Here is a 19,598-nt window from a genome sequence, read left to right on the forward strand (position 1 = left end):
CGAGGTCCTGTGGGGTGCCCTGCGGCCTATCGGAAAAAGAGAACAATCCGCTTTAAGCATCTAAACCATTGATTAATAAAGCGGTAATGGCTATTTATCATCACCTGTAGAAACAATTTAAGATGCGGATAAACACTTTGGCAAGCAAAGTTGCTGCCGCAGCCCAAGAAGTTTAATGGCGCCAAATTTCCTGCCCAACGACCGGGTTGTATTGGCTATTTGCTATAGGCCCGGCAATACCCGATTACCACTTGGTGGCCGATAAATACCGTTTGATGCCTCCTTCTCATGAAGGAGCTAACCCATGTCTTTATTTCACATGCAAGGCGAACGGCAGTTACCGGCCTGGGCCCAGCACACTAATCCCGAGCAGTGGGCTGCCTTGCAAAAAAGCCAACTGGCCCCCTGGCAACACAGCGATTGGTTCAACAATGCCAGCCCGGACCTGCGGGAGGTGGTGAACGCCAGCCATCGGCGGTTGCTGATGGCCCAGGCAGCATTGGCCCGGTCACTTCGGGGCGTCAAGCAGGTGGTGGAATTCGCACAGCCTGCCCTGCAGACCTACCTTGCCCGCCAAGGGCTACAAGCACCGCTCGAGCACTGTGAGCTGCTACGGGTGGAACGCCGCTGGCACTGGGTGGGCCTGCGTTACCTGTTCAGCCACCGGCGCGACAGCCTGCTGCAGGCAGCACTGCAGAACTTTGCCGATGACGAAACCTTCACACCGCCAAGCGCCCTGGCCCTGAGCGCCGACATCCAGGTCACACCCATTCGCGTGCGGGGGTCGGCGATCATCGGCATGCAGACGCCTGCCGCCCACTTCATGCTGGACTCCGAGCGCTACCAGGTACAGCCCCTGCCCCTTGCCCCGGAAACCTTCGCCGCCCATTGCCGTGAACAGGACCTGGGCGGTGCCTATCAGGCGCACCTGCAGCACTCCTTCGGCCAACCCCAGATCAGGGTATTGATGGCGGAGGTGTTCAGAGCACGCCTGCGCCTGGCGGCCGGCGTGGCCCATATGCGACATCTGCTGACCGGCGACAGCGTCGATACCGTGACCCGGCTGCTGGCGGGTGGGCCGGTACAATGCTGGCAGCTGGCGCTGTTCGGGGTCACGCTGCACGAGGTGATGTTGATCGACTTGGGGCGCGACGGGTTGGGCCTGTTCCTGCCCAACCACACCCCTGCCCTACGCCAGTGCAATGACCTGCAGGCCGTGCACGAAGCACTGGCAGCGCTGCTGCTGGAGCCTGATGCGCGCAGCGCTTTCACCGCCTATGTGGTGCGCGATGCCCGCGGGCATTTTCTTGATGTGCTACAACAGAACCTCGACGCCACTGGCGTAAGCACCCAGAACGCGACGTGGCAGCGTGCTGCCGATGCCGACCTGCGGCCGACTCGCCAGCGCATCCAAACCGAGCCATTCGGCTTCGGCTATGACCAACAGCTGGCGCGTATGAAGCATGAAGCCAGGCTGCTGGCCGTGCCCACTGCAGATGCCGATGCCAGCGCTCGGGCGCGGCGCTTTCAGGAGTGGGAAGCCATTGGCCTGGACCTGCTCAACGTTGCTGGCTTTTTCATACCGGTGGTGGGCACCGCCATGATGGCTGTAACGGCTTGCCAACTGCTGGGCGAGGCGTTCGAGGGATATGAAGCCTGGGAAGCTGGCGACCGTCACCAGGCGCTCCAGCACCTGGAAAACCTCGGCGTGAACCTGGCATTGCTGGGTGGGTTGGGGGCGGCAGGTCACGCCTTGCCAAAGCTGTTCAACGGGCCACTGATGGCTAACCTCCAGGAAATACGCACTGCCGACGGCACTTACAAACTGTGGAACCAGGACCTGGCACCCTATCGCAGCCCCGTCAAGCTGCCCGCTGGCTTGCAGGCCAACCCTCAGGGCCAGTACCTGCATGAGGGGCGCTACTTCTTCCGTATGGACGGGCACCTCTACGAACATCAGCTGGACCCGCAGACCCAGCAATGGCGCATCATCCACCCCGAAACGCCTGAGGCCTGGCAGCCCCCGCTTGAACACAATCGTCAAGGCGCCTGGCGGGGTCAGCACGAACAACCCGGCGACTGGTCCTTGACCACGCTGGTGCACAGGCTCGGTGAGCCGCTCACAGGGTTGACTGCCGAACAGGTTGAGCAAGCCTGCAACTTGTGCGGTGTCGATGCCGAGCACCTGCGCCGGGTACACCTTCTGGGCCAGCCGGCGCCCGCGCTGCTGATGGATGTGCTGGAGCGTATGCAGATCGAAGATGACGTACAGGCCTTGGGCGCCGATGCCCAACCTGGGCTGTTTGACCAACGCTACAACAGCTTGTCGGCAAATGACCTAGCCTGCGAAGCGTTGCTGGCAGCTTACCCCAGGCTTTCTCCGGCCTTGGCCAGGCGTCTGCTGAAACCCTTGGAGCCGGCTGAGTGGGCGGCCTGGGAGCAGGCTCAGACGCTCCCGGCGGCGATCCGGCAGCAGGTAGCAGACGTGCACAGTGAGCTACCGCTGGTGCGTGGCCTGGAGGGCGTGCTGCTGCCCGCGCGTGCCAGCGCGGACAGCGAACGGCTGTTGTTCAGCGCACTGGATGCCCTGCCCGCGTGGCCGGCTGACCTGCGCCTGGAGCTGCGCGCCGGGGGGCCGCAGGGCCCTGTGCTGGACGCCGTCGGCAGCGGCCACGCCACCACCCTGGCTCGGGTAATCAAATCCACCGAAGGCTATGAGGCCTACCTGGGCGAGCGCCCGGCCCCCATGCCGCAGGGCCTTGACCTCTGCCGGGCGATCGAACAGGCCCTGCCGCGCTCGCTGCACGCCCGCTTGGGCATCAAGCAAGGCAACCCCCATGCATTGCGCCAGACGGTACTGGCCTGGGCCCGCGAGCACCGCGCAGACCTGCTGCGACGGCTGGGCGGGGTGCCCCGGCAACCCGCCGTGCCTCAGGGGTGGTTGCGCGGTGGGCGCCCCCTCGACCCGCTGCCGCCGGCCCCCCGCCAAACCCACTCACTGGCGGCGGCCTTCCGGCGAATCTACCCCGAGGCCACCGATGCCGAGATCGCCGATTGGTTGAGCGAAGACCAGGAAGAAGACGACCTCGACGATATACGCTCTACCAGCGAGCGCTTGCGTGCGCTGCAGGAGCAGCTGGTGGCCCTGCGTACCGAGCTGGCCGAATGGGCACGCCCCAACCCCCTTCGCCCCCATCAACGGCACCTGGCGATCCAGCCGCTCATCAACGCCTGGCGACGCATGACACGCCTGCCGCTCGAGGGCGGGGGCCGGCTATTGAGCCTCGACCTATCAAAGCTGGACCTCCAGCACGATGACCTGGCAAGCATGCCGCTGGGCGAAGGCTTCGCGCATATCGAGCACCTGTCGTTAAGCGGCAACCGCTCCCTCAAGCACCTGCCCACTGTGTTCTGCCAGCACTTCCCCAACCTCACGCGGCTGCTGCTCACAGACTGCCGGTTCGACCATCTCCCCCTGGTAACGCACCCCGAAGCGTTGCGCTGGCTGGACCTGGACAGCAATCGGGTAACCTGGGACGACTTATGCCAGCAGACCTTCCAGCGCTACACCGGCTTGACCGTGCTCGACCTCACCGACAACCCACTGCTGCGCGCACCCGATCTGCGCCTGCACCCGGAGCTCAAGACACTGTTCCTTTCAGGGTGTGCGCTGACTGACCTGCCTCGCGGCCTGGAACAGATGATCGAACCCTTCGTGCTGGACCTGTCGGACAACCAGTTGGCGCAATTACCTGAAGGTTTCGAACTGCCGACTCATATTGCCGATACCCTGCGCCTGGAAAGCGAGTGGTTGAGCGCCCCCGTGGTGGCGCAGATCGAGGCTTACAATGCGTCTCACCATGTCGACCTGATGGTCTGCGAAAGCGATTATCTGGACTTCTTCGACGGCACCGGCCCCGCCGAGTCGGCGGTGTGGCAACGTCTGCCGCTGCAATACCGCCGCGACCTGCGGGCATTGCTCGACACCGAGCCGTTTCTTTCACACCCGCAGCAATCGCACGCCGAATTCTGGCGCAGACTTACCCTGATCGACACCCACCCTGCGCTGCGCGAGCAGTGGCTGGGCCGCCCCGCAATCGATCTGTTCAACCTGCCGCTGTAACACGCCGGCACTGCGGGGCGCTCGCCCCGCAGGCACAATGCTCCAAGTTGGGCCACACTGGTTTTTTTTCGCCAGCCAGCGCATGCTCGAACTGAATCGTTTCACCTGGCGTGTGCAACGCCGTCACGAACATGAGGTGCAGCAACCATGGAACGTCTGCTCGATTCACTCTTCCCCCGCCTGGAGGCCATACCAGACGCTTGGCGGCTGGATGCCCCACTGGAACAACGGGACTACCTGGTCGGCGGTGAGCTGAGGCGCTGGGACGGGCCCTTGAACACCGTCTACAGCCCGGTGTGGCTCAAGGAAGGCAGCCAAGAGCGCCAGGTGGTGCTGGGCAGCGCCCCGCTGCTGGATGCCGATACCGCGCTTACCGCCCTGGACGCCGCCGTTGACGCCTACGACAAGGGTCGCGGCAAATGGCCGAACATGCGCGTGGCCGAGCGTATCCAGCATGTCGAAGCGTTCCTTGCGCGCATGCGCGAACAGCGCCAGGCCGTGGTCAAGTTGCTGATGTGGGAAATCGGCAAGAACCTCAAGGACTCCGAGAAGGAGTTCGACCGCACCTGCGACTACATCGTCGACACCATAAATGCTCTGAAGGACCTCGACCGCCGCTCCAGCCGCTTCGAACTGGAACAGGGCACGCTGGGCCAGATTCGCCGGGCACCGCTGGGCGTAGCGTTGTGCATGGGGCCTTACAACTACCCCTTGAACGAAACTTTCACCACGCTCATCCCGGCGCTGATCATGGGCAACACGGTAGTGTTCAAGCCAGCCAAGTTTGGTGTGCTGCTGATCCGCCCGCTCCTGGAGGCGTTCCGCGACAGCTTCCCGCCAGGGGTGATCAACGTGATCTACGGCCGTGGCCGGGAAACGGTGAGTGCGCTGATGGCCAGCGGCAAGATCGACGTGTTCGCGTTCATCGGCACCCACAAGGCGGCCAGCGACCTGAAGAAGCTGCACCCACGGCCCCATCGCCTGCGCGCGGCATTGGGGCTGGACGCCAAGAACCCCGGCATCGTGCTGCCTCAGGTCGACCTCGACAATGCGGTGGAAGAAGCCGTTACCGGTGCCCTGTCATTCAATGGCCAGCGCTGCACCGCGCTGAAAATCCTGTTCGTCCATGAGGACGTGGCCGAGGCGTTTCTGGATAAATTCAAGCGCAAGCTGGCCGACCTCAAGGCCGGCATGCCGTGGGAACCGGGCGTGGCGCTGACGCCGTTGCCTGAGCCGGGCAAGGTGGCGTATCTCAACGAACTGGTAGCCGATGCAACCGCGCACGGCGCCCAGGTGCTGAACGAGCACGGCGGGCGCAGCCGTGGGTCGTTCTTCTACCCGGCGCTGCTCTACCCGGTGAGCGCGGGCATGCGGGTGTACCACGAGGAGCAGTTCGGCCCTGTGGTGCCGGTGGTGCCCTACCGGGACCTGCAGACCGTCATCGACTATGTACTGGACTCCGACTACGGCCAGCAACTGAGCCTGTTTGGCAATGACCCGGCCACCATCGGCAGCCTGGTCGATACATTCGCCAACCAGGTGGGGCGTATCAATATCAATGCACAGTGCCAGCGCGGCCCGGATACCTACCCTTTCAACGGGCGCAAGAACAGCGCCGAAGGTACGCTTTCGGTACACGACGCACTGCGTGTGTTCTCGATTCGAACCCTGGTCGCCACCCGTTTCCAGGACGCGAACAAGGCGCTGATCAGCGAAATCATCCGCAACCGGCAGTCCAGCTTCCTGACCACCGATTACATCTTCTGACGGTTGAAAGCAGCAGCGCTTTGCTTGAAGCTTGAGGTTCTGAGCAAGGAGCTGCTGCATGCGCATCATCGATAAGACCGCCACCCAGGTGCGTAGCCTGACGCCTGCTGAAGAAGCGCTGCTGGAGGGGTTTGCCAGCGGCAGCCTTACCGGGCCTCGGCTGCTGCAAGCCAACCAGTTGTTGATGCATGTGCGTAACGCCAACCACTGGCTGGCCTGCGACTGCCGCAGCGATGCGCTGCCGGTGCTCAACGTCACACTCAATGGCCACACCGGCACGCTGTTTCTCAAGAACAACCCCGGCACTGCCGAGCACGCCCCGGGGTGCCCGTTCACCAAGGACGAACAAGAGGCGGCCGAGCGCGACAGCGCCCCTGTGCAGCCGGCAGCCTGGCTGGCACCGGATACCCCACTGCGCCTGATCGGCGACTTTCGCCCAGCGTCTGCAGGCAGCGGCAGCGAGAGCGCGGACCGCCGCGAGCAACAGCGGCTGCTGTCCCTGCTGCTGACCTGGATCGAAACCAGCGGCCTGAACCTGTATGCCACCCACCTCAAGCAGGACCTCACAGGGCAATTCGCCCAGTTGCGCAATGTGGCAAGCCGCTATCCCTTGCTTGAGCGGGTACCGGCCAGCAACTACCTGGAAACCCGCCTGGACATGAAGCACATGATGATGCTCAAGGCGCGGCTGCGAGAGGCCACGGTGTTTGGCAACCATCGGCGGCACGGCCTGCTGCTCGACTGCATCGATCAAATCAAGGGCCGCAAGCTGTTCAGCAACCGCAGCGTCGAAGGCGTCGATTTCCAAGGTCATCACCTGTACTGGGGCGGGCAACGCGCCAGTGGCCCACTGTTGGCCCTGGTGCTGTATTCGCCAGCCACGCCCGGCAGCCAGTTCTACGAGCTGATCCACGTGGCAAGCGTGCCTGTGCTGTCGCGCAGGCATCTGTTCCCCATATACCGCGACGAGGAGCGTGAACCGCTCAAGGCCCTGGTGGCATTGGTGGACTGGATGGCCGGCAAGGGCGTGAAGGTGCAGATGCGCCGGCCGGTTATCGGCGGCCAGGTCATGGATGAACTGGTGATGACCTCGGACCAGGACCGTGTGCTCTCGGTTTCATTGCTGGAAAAGCCCATGGGCCCCGAGCCGGACGCCGACAACTTCAAGCGCTATGCCGACTTCAAGAGCCCCGAAACCTTCCGCAAGTTTGTCGCCGGTTTTTTCATGCGCGAGCGCTGAGGCCGCTACCCCGGCGCTGGCTTGTCCCTTACATCAGCCTAGAAACAGCCTGTAGGCCGGGTTGTCGGTTTCGTCCCAGTACTGGTAGCCCATTTCCGCCAGCGCCGAACGCCAGTCACCGCGCTCCTCTTCCGGGATTTCAAGTGCCGCAAACACACGAGCGTGGGCGGCACCGTGGTTACGGTAATGGAACAGGCTAATGTTCCAACGCTTGCCCAACCGCTCCAGAAACGCCAGCAGCGCCCCGGGGCGCTCCGGGAACTCGAAGCGCAGCACACACTCCTGGGCGCCTGGCGCGGCATGGCCGCCCACGGTGTGGCGAACATGCAGCTTGGCCAGTTCGTTGTCAGTCAGGTCCAGCACGTCATAACCCTGCCCGCGCAGGCTGCCCAGCAGGTGCTGCCGGGGGTCGTGCTGCGGGTGGGTCTGCACCCCCACGAACAACCGCGCCGGCTTGCCCGGGTTGCAGCGGTAGTTGAACTCGGTGATCTGGCGCTTGGCCAGTGCCTGGCAGAAGCTACGGAAACTGCCAGGTTGCTCCGGTATGGTGACGGCAATGATCGCTTCACGCTGCTCGCCCAGTTCGGCCCGCTCGGCCACGTGGCGCAAGCGGTCGAAATTGACGTTGGCCCCGGAGTCAATGGCCACCAACGTCTGGCCCTGGGTACCTTCACGGGCCACATACTGCTTGATACCTGCCACGGCCAGTGCGCCGGAAGGTTCTGTGATGGAGCGGGTATCGTCGTAGATATCCTTGATGGCAGCACACAGCGCATCGTTGCCGACCGTCAGTACTTCATCGACAAAATGCCGGCACAGCTCGAAGCAGTGGGCGCCGACCTGGGCAACGGCCACGCCATCGGCAAACGCCCCCACCTGTGGCAGCACCACCCGCTCCCCGGCCTGCAGCGCCGCCTGCAGGCAGTTCGAGTCCTGCGGTTCTACACCAATCACCTTCACATCCGGCCGCAGGTATTTCACATAGGCTGCGATGCCAGCGATAAGGCCACCGCCGCCCACCGGCACGAAGATGGCGTGCAACGGGCCTTGGCACTGGCGCAGTATCTCCATGCCCACGGTGCCCTGCCCTGCGATCACATCGGGGTCGTCGAACGGCGGCACGAAGGTGGCGCCTCCGCGGTCCGCCAGGGTCAATGCATGGGCCAATGCGTGGGGAAAACTCTCACCGTGCAACACCACGTGCCCACCCCGTGAGCGTACCCCCTCCACCTTGAGCGACGGCGTGGTGGTCGGCATGACGATGGTCGCCGTCATGCCAAGGTGTGAGGCGGCCAGTGCCACACCTTGGGCGTGGTTGCCGGCCGAGGCCGTGATCACACCGCGCGCTCGCTGGGCTGCACTTAGCCGCGCCAGGCGCGTGTAGGCGCCGCGGATCTTGAATGAGAAGGTCGGTTGCAGGTCCTCGCGCTTGAGCAGCACCCGGTTACCAAGCCTGGCAGACAAGGCCGGCGCAGCCTGCAACGGTGTCTCGATGGCCAGGTCATACACCGGCGCGGCGAGAATGCGCCTGACCTGCTCCGACAGCAATTGCTGGGGTGTGAGGGTGAGACGAGGGCTGACGCAGAGGCTGGTCATCGGTAACTCCTTGGCGGTTGTTCAGGGTGCCCAGGAGTCAGATGGAAAGAACCCGCCTCCAGGGCGGGTTTCGTGCACGTTCGCGCTAGCCCGCCAAGCTGATAATGGCGGTAATAATGCTGGCGAAGGCGTGCGAGAGGGTGTGCATGGGCAGGACGTTATCCCGCGCCACGGTCGCACGTCAACACTTGACCTGCTGGGCCGACAGCGGCACGTCGAATACCTTGTCGAACCCCCACTGGAAGACGAACGCGTACACAAAGAAGAACACGAACAGGGCCAGGTTGGTCAGCAGCGCTGCCCAGAGGCTTACCTGCAGCCAGTAAGCCACCACCGGCAGCAGAAGGACGACCAGCCCACCTTCGAAGCCTAATGCATGCAACAGACGACGCAGCAAGGTGCGCTCGCGCGCTGGCTGACGCGCTTCCCAACGTTCGAATGCCCAGTTGTAGGCCATGTTCCAGCTCATGGCGATGCCAGACATCAACACCGACAGCACGGCCGATTGTGCCATGCCTGCACCGAACGCCAGTTCCAGCGCGGGCGCTACACACACCACGGCGATGGCCTCGTAGAGCACGACCTGGACGATCTTGCGTGCCTTGCCTTGCATGTTCAGCTCCCGGATGGACAGCCTGTAACGCTACAAGAAGTGCACGGTGATAAGAAGCGCCGGAGCAAGGTTTTCAACTGGCGGGCAGCCGTATGGTAAACCGGGCCCCACCCAGGGCAGATTGCGCAACCGTCAGCGTTCCCCCCTGCCCCTCGATGGCCCGGCGGCTGATCGCCAACCCCAGGCCAAACCCGCCAGTGCTGCGGTCACGGCTGCGGTCCAGGCGGTAGAACGGCTGGAAGATCCGCTCGCGCTCCTCCACCGGAATCCCGATGCCGTCGTCCTCCACGGTCAACAGGCACGCCCCCTCTTCCAGGCTCAAACGCAGCAGCAGGCGCTTGTCGCAGTAGCGCATGGCATTGCGCACCAGGTTTTGCACCGCACGCGCAGTAAGCCGCGGGTCGAGCACAAAACGCGGCATGTCATTGCCAGCGCGTACTTCCCACTGGATGCCCCGGCCATCGAGCTCTTCGGCAAAACTGCCAAGCACGCTGTCCAGCAGTTCCAGCAGCGACACCTCCACCCGCTCGCGCGCCTGGTCGGTATTGTACAAACGGCTGTAGGACAGCAGCTCCAGCACCAGTTCGTCCAGTTCCCGCACATGGCCCACCAGTTCGAGCAGGCGCTTGCGGCTGGCCGCCGGCACTTCATCGAACAACAGCACAAGGCCGAAGTCCAGGCGCGTCAAAGGCGTTCGCAGTTCGTGTGAAACGGCGTTGAGCAGTTCACGTTGCTGATTCACGTGGCGTTCCAGGTCGCCGGCCATGGTGTCGAACACCCCGGCCAACTCACCGATGTTGGAATGTGCAGAAATATGCGTGCGCTCCGACATCTTGCCCTGCCCCAGGCGCCGGGCGGTTTCCTTGAGGCGTTCAAGGTCGCGCCAGTGCGGCCACACCCACAGCAGGAGGCAACCCAGCATGGCAGCGCCGATCAGTACCGTGACACCCCACGACAGCACGTTGATGTCCAGGGGGTCTGGCGGCGAATGCAAACGCACCAGCCAGTCCTTGTCCAGAGGCGCCAGTACCGTTTGGTAATAACCCCAGTCTGCCAACCGCACGGCGTACAGCCCCTGCTCCAGGCGCGAACGCTCTGCCGGCCGCAACCCGGCATCGCTCATGCGCAGCAGTTGCACCTGCAACGGCGCGAAATCCTCGGCCAGTGCCTGCTCCACCGCCGGCCACTGCGCCTTGGGCACCTGGTGGAACTGGCGCACGATCAGCGACTGCACGCCTTTGGTCTGCCCCAGGTTGTAGGCCATGAAGCGATCCTGGAACAGCCCGACGATGGTGTCGGGTATGAACAGCAAGGCGCCGGCATACGCCACGATGATGACGAGGTACAGGCGCACCAGAATTTTCAGCATGGGCGGTCAGCACTCCCACTCGACACGGCTGAACAGGTAGCCTTTGCCCCACACGGTCTTGATCTTGCGGGCTTCCCCGGCATTATCATCGAACTTGCGCCGCAACTTGGAGATGGCCACGTCGACCGAGCGGTCGGTGCCGTTGAACTCGATGCCACGCAACTGCTGCAGAATGCGGTCGCGGTTCAGCACAACACCGGCGTTGCGCGCCAGTACCACCAGCAGGTTGAATTCCCCGCTGGACAGCTCCACCGCCTCACCGCGCCACGTCACCGTACGCTCGGCCAGGTCGATGCACAGGCCGCCGATAACGATCAGGTCCTGGTCCAGGCGGGGTTCGTTGATGCTGCTGCGGCGCAGCAGGGTGCGCACGCGCGCCAGCAGCACACGCGGCTCGCACGGTTTGTTCACATAGTCGTCGGCGCCCATCTCCAACCCCAGCACCTGGTCATGGCTGTCGTCACGGGCGGTGAGCATCAGAATCGGCAGGTTACGGGACTGCTGACGCAACAGGCGGCACACCTGCAGCCCGTCGATACCCGGCAGCATCAGGTCGAGGATGACCAGGTCAGGTTTGTGCCGACGGTACTCGTCGAGCACATGGTCGCCGCGGGCAATCACCTGTACCTGGAATTCATTGCGTTGCAGGTAGCTGGCGATCAGCTCGGACAGGGCACTGTCGTCTTCGACCAGGAAAATATTCGGCATAGGCGCTTGGGTTCTGGGTTGGAGTGGAACTGTGCCGGCCTCTTCGCGGGTGAACCCGCTCCCACAGAGACCGCAGGCAGTGGGTGACTGTGGGGCGGCGTCTACCCGCGACCAAACCGGCAAAAGCCTATGCAGAATATAGAACCCACCCCGCCTACAGGATCATTCTTCACACTTTTTCACACCTGCCCTACAGCTGTTCACAGCAATTCGCTGAGTGACTGCCGTAGCATAGTGTGGATCATCAGCGGAAGACCCGTATGCCCAACACATCATCCCCCTGCCTGCGTCGCCTGGCGCTTCTGGCGTTACTGGGCCTTGGCCTGAGCGGCTGTAGCGAAGGTGACAACCAGGACCAACAGCCCCCTGCCCCCCAGGTGCGGGTAGAAACCCTGCAACTGCAGCCACTGGCCGTCACCACTGAGCTCAGCGGCCGCATCCTGGCACCGCGCACAGCGGAGGTTCGCGCCCGGGTGGCTGGCGTGGTGCTCAAGCGCGTGTACCGTGAAGGCAGCGACGTCAAACAGGGGGATGTGCTGTTTCTGATCGATCCGGCCCCGTTCAAGGCAGACTTCGACAGCGCCAAGGCGGCCCTGGCCAAGGCCGAGGCCACGTTGTACCAAGCCCGTCTGCAGGAGCAGCGCTACCGCGAACTGGTCAGCGACAAGGCGGTCAGCCGCCAGGAATACGACAATGCCAAAGCCAGCTTCCTGCAAGCCGACGGCGCGGTGGCCGAGGCCAAGGCCGCCCTGCAACGCGCCCGCCTGAACCTCGGCTACGCCACGGTCACGGCGCCGATCGCCGGCCGTATTGGCCGGGCTCAGGTAACCGAAGGCGCGCTGGTTGGGCAGAACGAAGCCACGCCGCTGGCGACCATTCAGCAACTGGACCCCATCCACGCCGATGTTACCCAGTCGACCCGCGAAATCAGCGCGCTGCGCAAGGCCCTGCGCGCCGGCCAGGTGCAGCAGGTCGGCGATGGCCAGGCCAGCGTTACCCTGATCCAGGACGATGGCAGTGCCTATCCACTACCCGGCAAGCTGCTGTTCTCCGACATCAGCGTTGATCCTAGTACCAACCAGATCACCCTGCGCAGCGAATTCCCCAACCCCAACCTGGACCTGTTGCCTGGCAGCTATGTGCGCGTGCGCCTGGCGCAGGCGGTGCAACCCCAGGGCATCAGCGTGCCCCAACGCGCCATCCAACGCGACAGCGCCGGCGTACCGAAGGTCATGGTGGTGGACCCGCAGTCTCGCGTCAGCGACCGTCAGGTAGTGCTGGGCAGCGCCCAGGGCGACCGTTGGGTGGTCACCGAGGGCCTGGCTGCCGGTGAGCAGGTAGTGGTTGAGGGCCTGCAGCACATCAAAGCCGGGGACCAGGTGCAGGTTGATACTGCCACCCAGGCCAAGCCCGTCGCACAGCACCCCGGCCAGTGAGGGCCTGACCCATGCCGCAATTCTTCATTGACCGCCCGATTTTCGCCTGGGTGGTCGCACTGTTCATCCTGCTGGCAGGCGCCCTCGCCATTCCGCAGCTGCCAGTGGCGCAATACCCCAACGTGGCGCCGCCGCAGATCGAAATCTATGCCGTTTACCCGGGCGCTTCAGCGGCGACCATGGACGAAAGCGTGGTCAGCCTGATCGAGCAGGAGCTCAACGGCGCCGACAACCTGCTGTATTTCGAATCCCAGAGCAGCCTGGGCAGCGCGACCATCACCGCGACCTTCCAGCCCGGCACCCACCCGGACCTGGCTCAGGTTGACGTGCAGAACCGGTTGAAAGTGGTCGAATCGCGCCTGCCACGGCCGGTCACCCAGCAGGGTTTGCAAGTGCAGAAGCTGTCCACGGGTTTTCTGCTGCTGGGTACCCTTACCTCCGAGGATGGCAAGCTTGACGAAACCGCCCTGTCGGACATCCTCGCTCGCAACGTGATGAACGAAATCCGCCGCATCAAAGGGGTGGGCAAGGCACAGCTGTATGGTTCGGAGCGGGCCATGCGCATCTGGATCGACCCTGCGAAACTGGTCGGCCTGAACCTCACCCCCAACGATGTGGCCAACGCGATTGCCGGGCAGAACGCCCAGGTGGCGCCTGGCAGCATCGGTGACCTGCCTGGCCGCGACACGCAGGAGATCACCGCCAACGTCGTGGTGAAGGGCCAGTTGTCCTCCCCCGAGGAGTTCGCCGCCATCGTTCTGCGCGCCAACCCAGACGGCTCCACCGTGACCATTGGCGATGTGGCACGGGTCGAAGTGGGTGCCCAGGAATACCAGTTCGGCACCCGCCTCAATGGCAAGCCAGCCACCGCCTTCAGTGTGCAGCTGTCGCCTGGCGCCAACGCCATGGAAACCGCCACGCTGGTGCGGGCGAAGATGCAGGACCTGGCGCGCTACTTCCCGGAGGGCGTCAAATACGACATCCCGTACGACACCTCGCCGTTCGTCAAGGTGTCCATCCAGCAGGTGATCACTACCCTGTTCGAAGCCATGCTGTTGGTGTTCGCAGTGATGTTCCTGTTCTTGCAGAACCTGCGTTACACGCTGATCCCTACGCTGGTGGTGCCGGTGGCGTTGATGGGCACGTTCGCGGTGATGTTGGCCCTGGGCTTTTCGGTCAACGTTCTGACGTTGTTCGGCATGGTCCTGGCCATCGGCATCCTGGTGGACGACGCCATCGTAGTGGTGGAAAACGTCGAGCGCATCATGGCCGAGGAAGGCCTGCCGCCCAAGGAGGCCACCCGCAAGGCCATGGGGCAGATCAGCGGTGCCATTATCGGGATCACGCTGGTACTGGTGGCGGTGTTCCTGCCCATGGCGTTCATGCAAGGCTCGGTCGGGGTCATCTACCAGCAGTTCTCGGTATCAATGGCGGTGTCGATCCTGTTCTCGGCCTTCCTGGCCCTGAGCCTCACCCCAGCGCTGTGCGCGACACTGCTCAAACCCGTTGCCAAGGGCGAGCATCACCAGCGCAAGGGCTTCTTTGGCTGGTTCAACCGCCGCTTCGAAGGCATGAGCAACGGCTATCAGGGCTGGGTTTCCAGCGCTTTGCGCCGCAGTGGCCGGTATTTGTTGGTGTACGCCTTGCTGCTGGGCGTGCTGGGCTACGGGTTCAGCCAACTGCCCACGGCGTTTCTGCCAACCGAAGACCAGGGCTACACCATCACAGACATCCAGCTGCCACCCGGGGCCACGCGCATGCGTACCGAGCAGGTAGCTGCACAGATAGAGGCGCACAACGGCTCGGAGCCGGGCGTGGGCAATACCACGGTCATTCTTGGCTTCAGCTTCTCGGGCAGCGGGCAGAACGCGGCCTTGGCGTTCACCACGCTCAAGGACTGGTCGGAGCGCGGCGCGGATGACAGCGCCCAGTCGATTGCCGACCGCGCCAACATGGCCCTCTCTCAGCTCAAGGATGCCGTGGCGTTTGCCGTGCTGCCGCCGCCGATCGATGGCCTTGGCGAGTCCACCGGTTTCCAGTTCCGCCTACAGGACCGTGGCGGCATGGGCCATGCAGAACTGATGGCGGCCCGTGACGAGCTGCTGGCCAACGCCGGCAAGAGCAGGGTGCTGACCAACGTGCGCGAGGCCTCCCTGGCCGAAAGCCCGCAGGTGCAGCTTGAGATCGACCGCCGGCAGGCCAACGCGCTTGGCGTATCGTTCGCTGACATCGGCTCGGTGCTGGATGTGGCGGTGGGCTCCAGCTACGTCAACGATTTCCCCAACCAGGGCCGCATGCAGCGTGTGGTGGTCCAGGCTGAGGGCGACCAGCGCAGCCAGGTCGAGGACCTGCTGAAGATCCATGTGCGCAACAGCAGCGGCAAGATGGTACCGCTGGCGGCATTCGTGCAAGCCAAGTGGGTCAGCGGCCCCGTACAGCTCACCCGTTACAACGGCTACCCGGCGGTGTCGATTTCGGGCGAACCGGCCGCCGGCTACAGCTCGGGTGAGGCCATGGCCGAAGTGGAGCGGCTGGTGGCGCAACTGCCCACCGGGGTGGGCCTGGAATGGACCGGCCTGTCACTGCAGGAGCGCCTGTCGGGCAGCCAGGCCCCGGTATTGATGGCGCTGTCGCTGCTGGTGGTGTTCCTGTGCCTGGCGGCATTGTATGAAAGCTGGTCGATCCCCACTGCGGTGTTGCTGGTAGTACCGCTGGGCATACTGGGCGCAGTGCTGGCCGTGTCCCTGCGTGGCATGCCCAACGACGTGTTCTTCAAGGTGGGCCTGATTACCCTGATCGGCCTGTCGGCGAAAAACGCCATCCTGATCATCGAGTTCGCCAAGAGCCTGATCGACCAGGGCCTGGATGCCACCGAGGCGGCGATACAGGCCGCGCGCTTGCGGTTGCGCCCCATCGTCATGACCTCGCTGGCGTTCATCCTCGGTGTGGTCCCGCTGGCCATCGCCAGCGGCGCCAGCTCGGCCAGCCAGCAGGCGATCGGCACCGGTGTGATCGGTGGCATGCTCAGTGCCACCCTTGCCGTGGTGTTCGTACCGGTATTCTTCGTGGTGGTGATGCGCCTGGCCGGGCGCGGCAAGCAACCCGCCAACGAGGTTGCCCACGACAGCTGACTGGACAACAACGGCCTTAAATGGGAGGGTTCCTGGCATCGATTGCCAGGAGCCCTTTTTCATGCCTGATACCCTACCCCCCTGTTCCGTCCTGATCCTTGCCGGCGGCCGCGGCCAGCGCATGGGTGGGCGGGACAAAGGGCTGCTGGAATGGCGCGGCGAACCGCTGGTGGAACACCTGTACCGCACCGTGCGCCCGCTCAGCGATGACCTGGTGATCTCGTGCAACCGCAATCAGCAGCGCTACCGGGCTTACGCGGACCAGTTGGCGAGCGATGCCGAAGCGGATTTCCCGGGGCCGTTGGCCGGGGTCATTGCCGGGTTGAAAGTGGCCAGGCATGGGTGGGTGGTGGTACTGGCCTGCGACGCGCCCCTGGTAGACCCGGCCTTGATCCACGACCTGCGCAGGTTGGCGCATGCCCGTGATGCCGCGGCCATGGTGCGCCAGGGTGGTTACTGGCAGCCCATGTTCAGCGTGCTCCCACGCCGGCTATTGCCGGCGCTGGAACATGCCTGGGCCGAGGGCGAGCGCAGCTTGCAAAAGGCGCTGTTGCGCGCGCGGGTTGAGGCGCTGGAATGCGGAGATGATGACCCCAGGCTGAGCAACTTCAACAGCCCGGAGTGGCTCACATAGAATTACACACCCTTTGGTTGGGTAGCCCAAGTGGTCCGCCAGCCTTGAGGGTAGTGCAAGGCCGTTGCTTCTACCGAACAAACACCTGCGGCGTCGAAGTGGACATGTCCCCACCCGGCAACTTGATGTTGCCGACCTTTTCCAGCGTGTCCGGGTTGAATACCGCCAGGTCATTGAACGTGCCACCCAGGTACAGCTTGTCGCCCTTGCTGTCGAAGGTGACGCAATAGTAGGTGTGCTCCAGGTTCGCAGCCTTGATCAGCTTGCGCTGCTTGATGTCGTACTTGGCCAGGCGGTTGAGCACGCCATACATCTGGTTGGGGTTCTTGGGTGAGCGCAGGCCGGTGAAGTACAGCTCCGTCAGGTCGGCGAACTCCTGGGTGTGGGTCTTGCCGGTCTTGAGGTCGACGCTCAGGTAGCCATACAAGTACTCGTCGGTGGCTGGGTCCTGCTTGCCGCCCTTGAACTTGGCAATGGTGTACAGCATGGAGAATTCGTGACGCGGGCTCTGGTGCGGCCAGAAATACAGCACGTCCGGGGCGCTGTAGCCTTTGCGGTTCCAGTTGCGCAGCGGCAGGGCCACCGTGTATTTGCCGGTCTGCACATCCATCTTGTACAGGTCCGGCCCGGCCACGTACAGGCTGCCATCATCGGCAGTACGCATCAGGTACACCTGCCGCGGCATCGGGAAGGTGCGTACCGGCTTGGCCTGCAGGCCATCACGGGTACGGAACACCTCCAGCCTGGGCGGCTTGACCACGTAGTGATCGTTCAGGCGCTGGGTGGGGTTGACCGTTGCGTAGACTTCCTCGCCATTCGGGCTGATCGCGAACGAATACATCGAGCGTCCCACCTCGCCGGCCACACTGGACAGGTTGGCGTGGAAGGTGTTCTTGCAGGTGTCCAGGTCAAACCCGTAGATGTCGCCAAAGTGATTGTTCAAGACGTAGGCGGTGCGTTTGTCCGGCGCCATCATGGCGGTGCCGGGGCCAAACTTGTCGGGCATGACGCAGCTTTTGAACACAGTATCGGTGGCCACATCCACCACGTGCAGGTTGTTTGGGTAGTTGGTGACGATCATGTATTCGTGCCCGGCCTTCAGGGCCGGCCCGGTGTCGTCTGCCTGCGCCAGGCCAGTACAGGCCATGGCGGCGATGGTGAGCGCAACGCGTGCGCAGCGTCCAGCATTCATGCGGTTTCCCCTTGTCGTTCTTGTTGGGCCGGTCACTTGTCTTTAGGGAACACGGTGCCCAGGTTGCGCCAGTCTTCAGCGGAGTTGGTCGCCTGAGCGTTCCAGTCCTGGTAGGTACTCATCATGTCCGGCACCTGAGCCGGCCACCAGCAGGGGTCGGAGCAGCCGTACAGGTCAGCCTCCATGGGCTGGCACAGCGAGCTCACACCGCCAAAGGCGTCAACTTCCCAGCCAGGGTCGGTGGTGGCGGTGCACCCGGCCACCGCGCTCATGGCCATGACTTCCTCGACGCGGTCCTCCGCGGCGGCCTGCTCCAGGATGCGTGCCTTGTTGTTGAGCGGTTTCAAATGCTTCATGTCAGTGCGCCTTCCGCGGGGTGATGTAGCGGTCGATGAAGGCCGGGTTGGTGGCCATGATGCGGCTGTAGACCTCGATCCCGAAGTCCACCCAGTCGCGCATCAGCTCGCAATAGTGGTAGGTCGGGTGTTGCGGGTCGCCGTAACGTGCGTAGCTTTCGTGGTAGCACCCGCCCGAACACAGGTTGCGGATGCGGCAGCTCTCGCAGCCAGTGTTGCTGCGGTCAAGGCGTTGTGACAGAAAGTCATTCAGCTGCGCCTGCTTGACGCCCTGGTGTACGTTACCGAATGTCGGCAGGCTGGAGCCTGTGAAGCGGTGGCACAGGTTGAGTTCGCCCTCATGGTCCACTGCCAGCATCTTCAGCCCTGCGCCACACGGCAGTGCTTTCTTGTGGCCTTCGTGGATGTCGGTAATCAGCTGGTGCAGGTTGGAGAAGCCGATGTTGCGGTGCTCCAGCGCCGCGTCCAGGTAGCGCTGCCCCAGGGCCTTCATGTTGGCGAACACCTGCACCAGCTCTTCGCCGGTGAGGTTGAAGGCGGCCAGGTCACCGGAGGTGACAGGAGCAAAGCCTACTTCGGCGAAACCCAACTCATTGAACAGGTGGTTCCAGATGGTCTCGACGTCGGTGATGCCACGGGTGAGGGTCACGCGCGCACCCACGGGCCGGCTGCGGTAACGCGACAGCAGCATGTCTGCCTTGCGTCGCACCACATCATAGGTGCCCTGGCCGCCCACGGTGATGCGGTTGCGGTCATGCACGGTCTTGGGGCCGTCGATGCTGATCGACAGCCCGAAGTGGTGGGCATCAAGCCAGTCGACTACCTCCTCGGTCAGCAAGGTGGCGTTGGTGGTCATGATGAATTCCACCTGCTTGCCGGCCTCGGCGAAGCGGCGTTCGCAATAGCCCACCATGTGCTCGATCAGCGGCCGGTTGGAAAGCGGCTCGCCGCCAAAGAACACCACGCTGTAACGCTGCTCGTCGGGGGACTCCTTGAGCAGCATCTCCACCGAGGCTTCGGCGGTGGCCGTGTTCATTTTCTTGCCGGCAGACGGCTTGTCCAGGTCTTCCTTGTAGCAGTAGGTACAACTGAGGTTGCAGCCGGTGTTGACGTTGAGCACCACGGTGTTCAGGGCGGTGCGTTCGACCTGCCTGAGGGCGATCTCCGGGGTCAGCGGCGAGCCGTCGCTGACCAGTTCCAGGGCCATCAGCTCGCGCAGGGTGTCCTGGATGTCCTGCCCGGCAAATTGCTGGCCAAGCCGTTGTATCAACTCTTCGGCCGAACAACCCTGCTGGCGCAGGCTGTCGATGATCCCGCCGGTCACGGCGTCGGTGGCAAACAGCGAGCTGCTGGGTATGTGGAACAGCATGCGGTCGGCATCTACCTGCACTTCATGCAGGTTACGCTCGACCAGGTTCAGTAGTGCGCCCATG

At 63.6% G+C, this 19,598-nt stretch carries 13 protein-coding genes; 6 read left to right on the top strand and 7 right to left on the bottom strand.

Translation table 11 applies throughout. The features are described 5' to 3' along the window. The first annotated feature begins 304 nt into the window (after window positions 1–304). The 3 genes from PPA02S_RS06450 (at window position 305) to PPA02S_RS06460 (ending at window position 7,130) form a co-directional block, all read left to right on the top strand. Window positions 305–4,123, top strand: a complete 3,819-nt coding sequence (locus tag PPA02S_RS06450; RefSeq protein WP_028633903.1) for a dermonecrotic toxin domain-containing protein — start codon at window positions 305–307, stop codon at window positions 4,121–4,123. A gap of 147 nt (window positions 4,124–4,270) precedes the next feature. Then, window positions 4,271–5,890: an NADP-dependent glyceraldehyde-3-phosphate dehydrogenase gene (locus PPA02S_RS06455; protein ID WP_028633902.1), complete on the top strand. Its 1,620-nt coding sequence runs from the start codon at window positions 4,271–4,273 to the stop codon at window positions 5,888–5,890. A gap of 58 nt (window positions 5,891–5,948) precedes the next feature. Beyond that, a complete protein-coding gene (locus PPA02S_RS06460) occupies window positions 5,949–7,130 on the top strand; it encodes a DUF8534 domain-containing protein (protein ID WP_028633901.1) in 1,182 nt (393 codons plus the stop codon). Between the two features lie 33 nt (window positions 7,131–7,163). Here PPA02S_RS06460 and ilvA read toward each other — a convergent pair whose 3' ends face one another. The 4 genes from ilvA to PPA02S_RS06480 form a co-directional block, all read right to left on the bottom strand. Further along, window positions 7,164–8,726: a threonine ammonia-lyase, biosynthetic gene (gene ilvA / locus PPA02S_RS06465; protein WP_028633900.1), complete on the bottom strand. Its 1,563-nt coding sequence runs from the start codon at window positions 8,724–8,726 to the stop codon at window positions 7,164–7,166. 181 nt (window positions 8,727–8,907) lie between these two features. Beyond that, entirely contained in the window at window positions 8,908–9,339 is a 432-nt protein-coding gene (locus PPA02S_RS06470; protein ID WP_028633899.1) for a PACE efflux transporter, read from the bottom strand. Between the two features lie 73 nt (window positions 9,340–9,412). After that, window positions 9,413–10,708 carry an ATP-binding protein gene (locus tag PPA02S_RS06475; protein ID WP_028633898.1) on the bottom strand — a complete coding sequence of 432 codons (1,296 nt, stop codon included), beginning with the start codon at window positions 10,706–10,708 and terminating at the stop codon, window positions 9,413–9,415. A gap of 6 nt (window positions 10,709–10,714) precedes the next feature. Continuing rightward, a complete protein-coding gene (locus PPA02S_RS06480; RefSeq protein ID WP_028633897.1) occupies window positions 10,715–11,416 on the bottom strand; it encodes a response regulator in 702 nt (233 codons plus the stop codon). 260 nt (window positions 11,417–11,676) lie between these two features. On the opposite strand from PPA02S_RS06480, the gene PPA02S_RS06485 reads away from it, so the two are divergent. From PPA02S_RS06485 to mobA, 3 genes are all read left to right on the top strand, one after another. Next, on the top strand, window positions 11,677–12,852 hold the full coding sequence (locus PPA02S_RS06485; RefSeq protein ID WP_028633896.1) for an efflux RND transporter periplasmic adaptor subunit: 1,176 nt from the start codon (window positions 11,677–11,679) through the stop codon (window positions 12,850–12,852). An 11-nt stretch (window positions 12,853–12,863) separates the two neighbouring features. Further along, complete coding sequence (locus PPA02S_RS06490) at window positions 12,864–15,983, top strand: multidrug efflux RND transporter permease subunit (RefSeq protein ID WP_028633895.1); 3,120 nt, start codon at window positions 12,864–12,866, stop codon at window positions 15,981–15,983. 61 nt (window positions 15,984–16,044) lie between these two features. Then, on the top strand, window positions 16,045–16,617 hold the full coding sequence (mobA, locus tag PPA02S_RS06495) for a molybdenum cofactor guanylyltransferase MobA (RefSeq protein WP_028633894.1): 573 nt from the start codon (window positions 16,045–16,047) through the stop codon (window positions 16,615–16,617). 70 nt (window positions 16,618–16,687) lie between these two features. On the opposite strand, the gene peaD is transcribed toward mobA, so the two are convergent. Genes peaD through peaB form a run of 3 tightly spaced genes read right to left on the bottom strand, consistent with a single transcriptional unit; the run spans window position 16,688 to window position 19,597 of the window. After that, window positions 16,688–17,809, bottom strand: coding sequence for a quinohemoprotein amine dehydrogenase subunit beta (peaD, locus tag PPA02S_RS06500; RefSeq protein ID WP_028633893.1), 1,122 nt, complete (start codon window positions 17,807–17,809; stop codon window positions 16,688–16,690). 32 nt (window positions 17,810–17,841) lie between these two features. After that, on the bottom strand, window positions 17,842–18,165 hold the full coding sequence (qhpC, locus tag PPA02S_RS06505) for a quinohemoprotein amine dehydrogenase subunit gamma (RefSeq protein WP_014590799.1): 324 nt from the start codon (window positions 18,163–18,165) through the stop codon (window positions 17,842–17,844). A 1-nt stretch (window position 18,166) separates the two neighbouring features. After that, window positions 18,167–19,597: a quinohemoprotein amine dehydrogenase maturation protein gene (gene peaB / locus PPA02S_RS06510; protein WP_028633892.1), complete on the bottom strand. Its 1,431-nt coding sequence runs from the start codon at window positions 19,595–19,597 to the stop codon at window positions 18,167–18,169. Window position 19,598 lies beyond the last annotated feature (1 nt).

The sequence above is a fragment of the Pseudomonas parafulva NBRC 16636 = DSM 17004 genome (assembly GCF_000730645.1).
Taxonomy (GTDB): Bacteria; Pseudomonadota; Gammaproteobacteria; order Pseudomonadales; family Pseudomonadaceae; genus Aquipseudomonas; species Aquipseudomonas parafulva.

Coding starts and splice junctions, on each gene's coding strand:
- PPA02S_RS06485 (WP_028633896.1), top strand. CDS start 11,677: ATGCCCAACACATCATCCCCCTGCCTGCGTCGCCTGGCGCTTCTGGCG.
- qhpC (WP_014590799.1), bottom strand. CDS start 18,165: ATGAAGCATTTGAAACCGCTCAACAACAAGGCACGCATCCTGGAGCAG.
- peaB (WP_028633892.1), bottom strand. CDS start 19,597: ATGGGCGCACTACTGAACCTGGTCGAGCGTAACCTGCATGAAGTGCAG.
- PPA02S_RS06460 (WP_028633901.1), top strand. CDS start 5,949: ATGCGCATCATCGATAAGACCGCCACCCAGGTGCGTAGCCTGACGCCT.
- PPA02S_RS06480 (WP_028633897.1), bottom strand. CDS start 11,416: ATGCCGAATATTTTCCTGGTCGAAGACGACAGTGCCCTGTCCGAGCTG.
- PPA02S_RS06450 (WP_028633903.1), top strand. CDS start 305: ATGTCTTTATTTCACATGCAAGGCGAACGGCAGTTACCGGCCTGGGCC.
- mobA (WP_028633894.1), top strand. CDS start 16,045: ATGCCTGATACCCTACCCCCCTGTTCCGTCCTGATCCTTGCCGGCGGC.
- PPA02S_RS06455 (WP_028633902.1), top strand. CDS start 4,271: ATGGAACGTCTGCTCGATTCACTCTTCCCCCGCCTGGAGGCCATACCA.
- PPA02S_RS06490 (WP_028633895.1), top strand. CDS start 12,864: ATGCCGCAATTCTTCATTGACCGCCCGATTTTCGCCTGGGTGGTCGCA.
- PPA02S_RS06470 (WP_028633899.1), bottom strand. CDS start 9,339: ATGCAAGGCAAGGCACGCAAGATCGTCCAGGTCGTGCTCTACGAGGCC.
- PPA02S_RS06475 (WP_028633898.1), bottom strand. CDS start 10,708: ATGCTGAAAATTCTGGTGCGCCTGTACCTCGTCATCATCGTGGCGTAT.
- peaD (WP_028633893.1), bottom strand. CDS start 17,809: ATGAATGCTGGACGCTGCGCACGCGTTGCGCTCACCATCGCCGCCATG.
- ilvA (WP_028633900.1), bottom strand. CDS start 8,726: ATGACCAGCCTCTGCGTCAGCCCTCGTCTCACCCTCACACCCCAGCAA.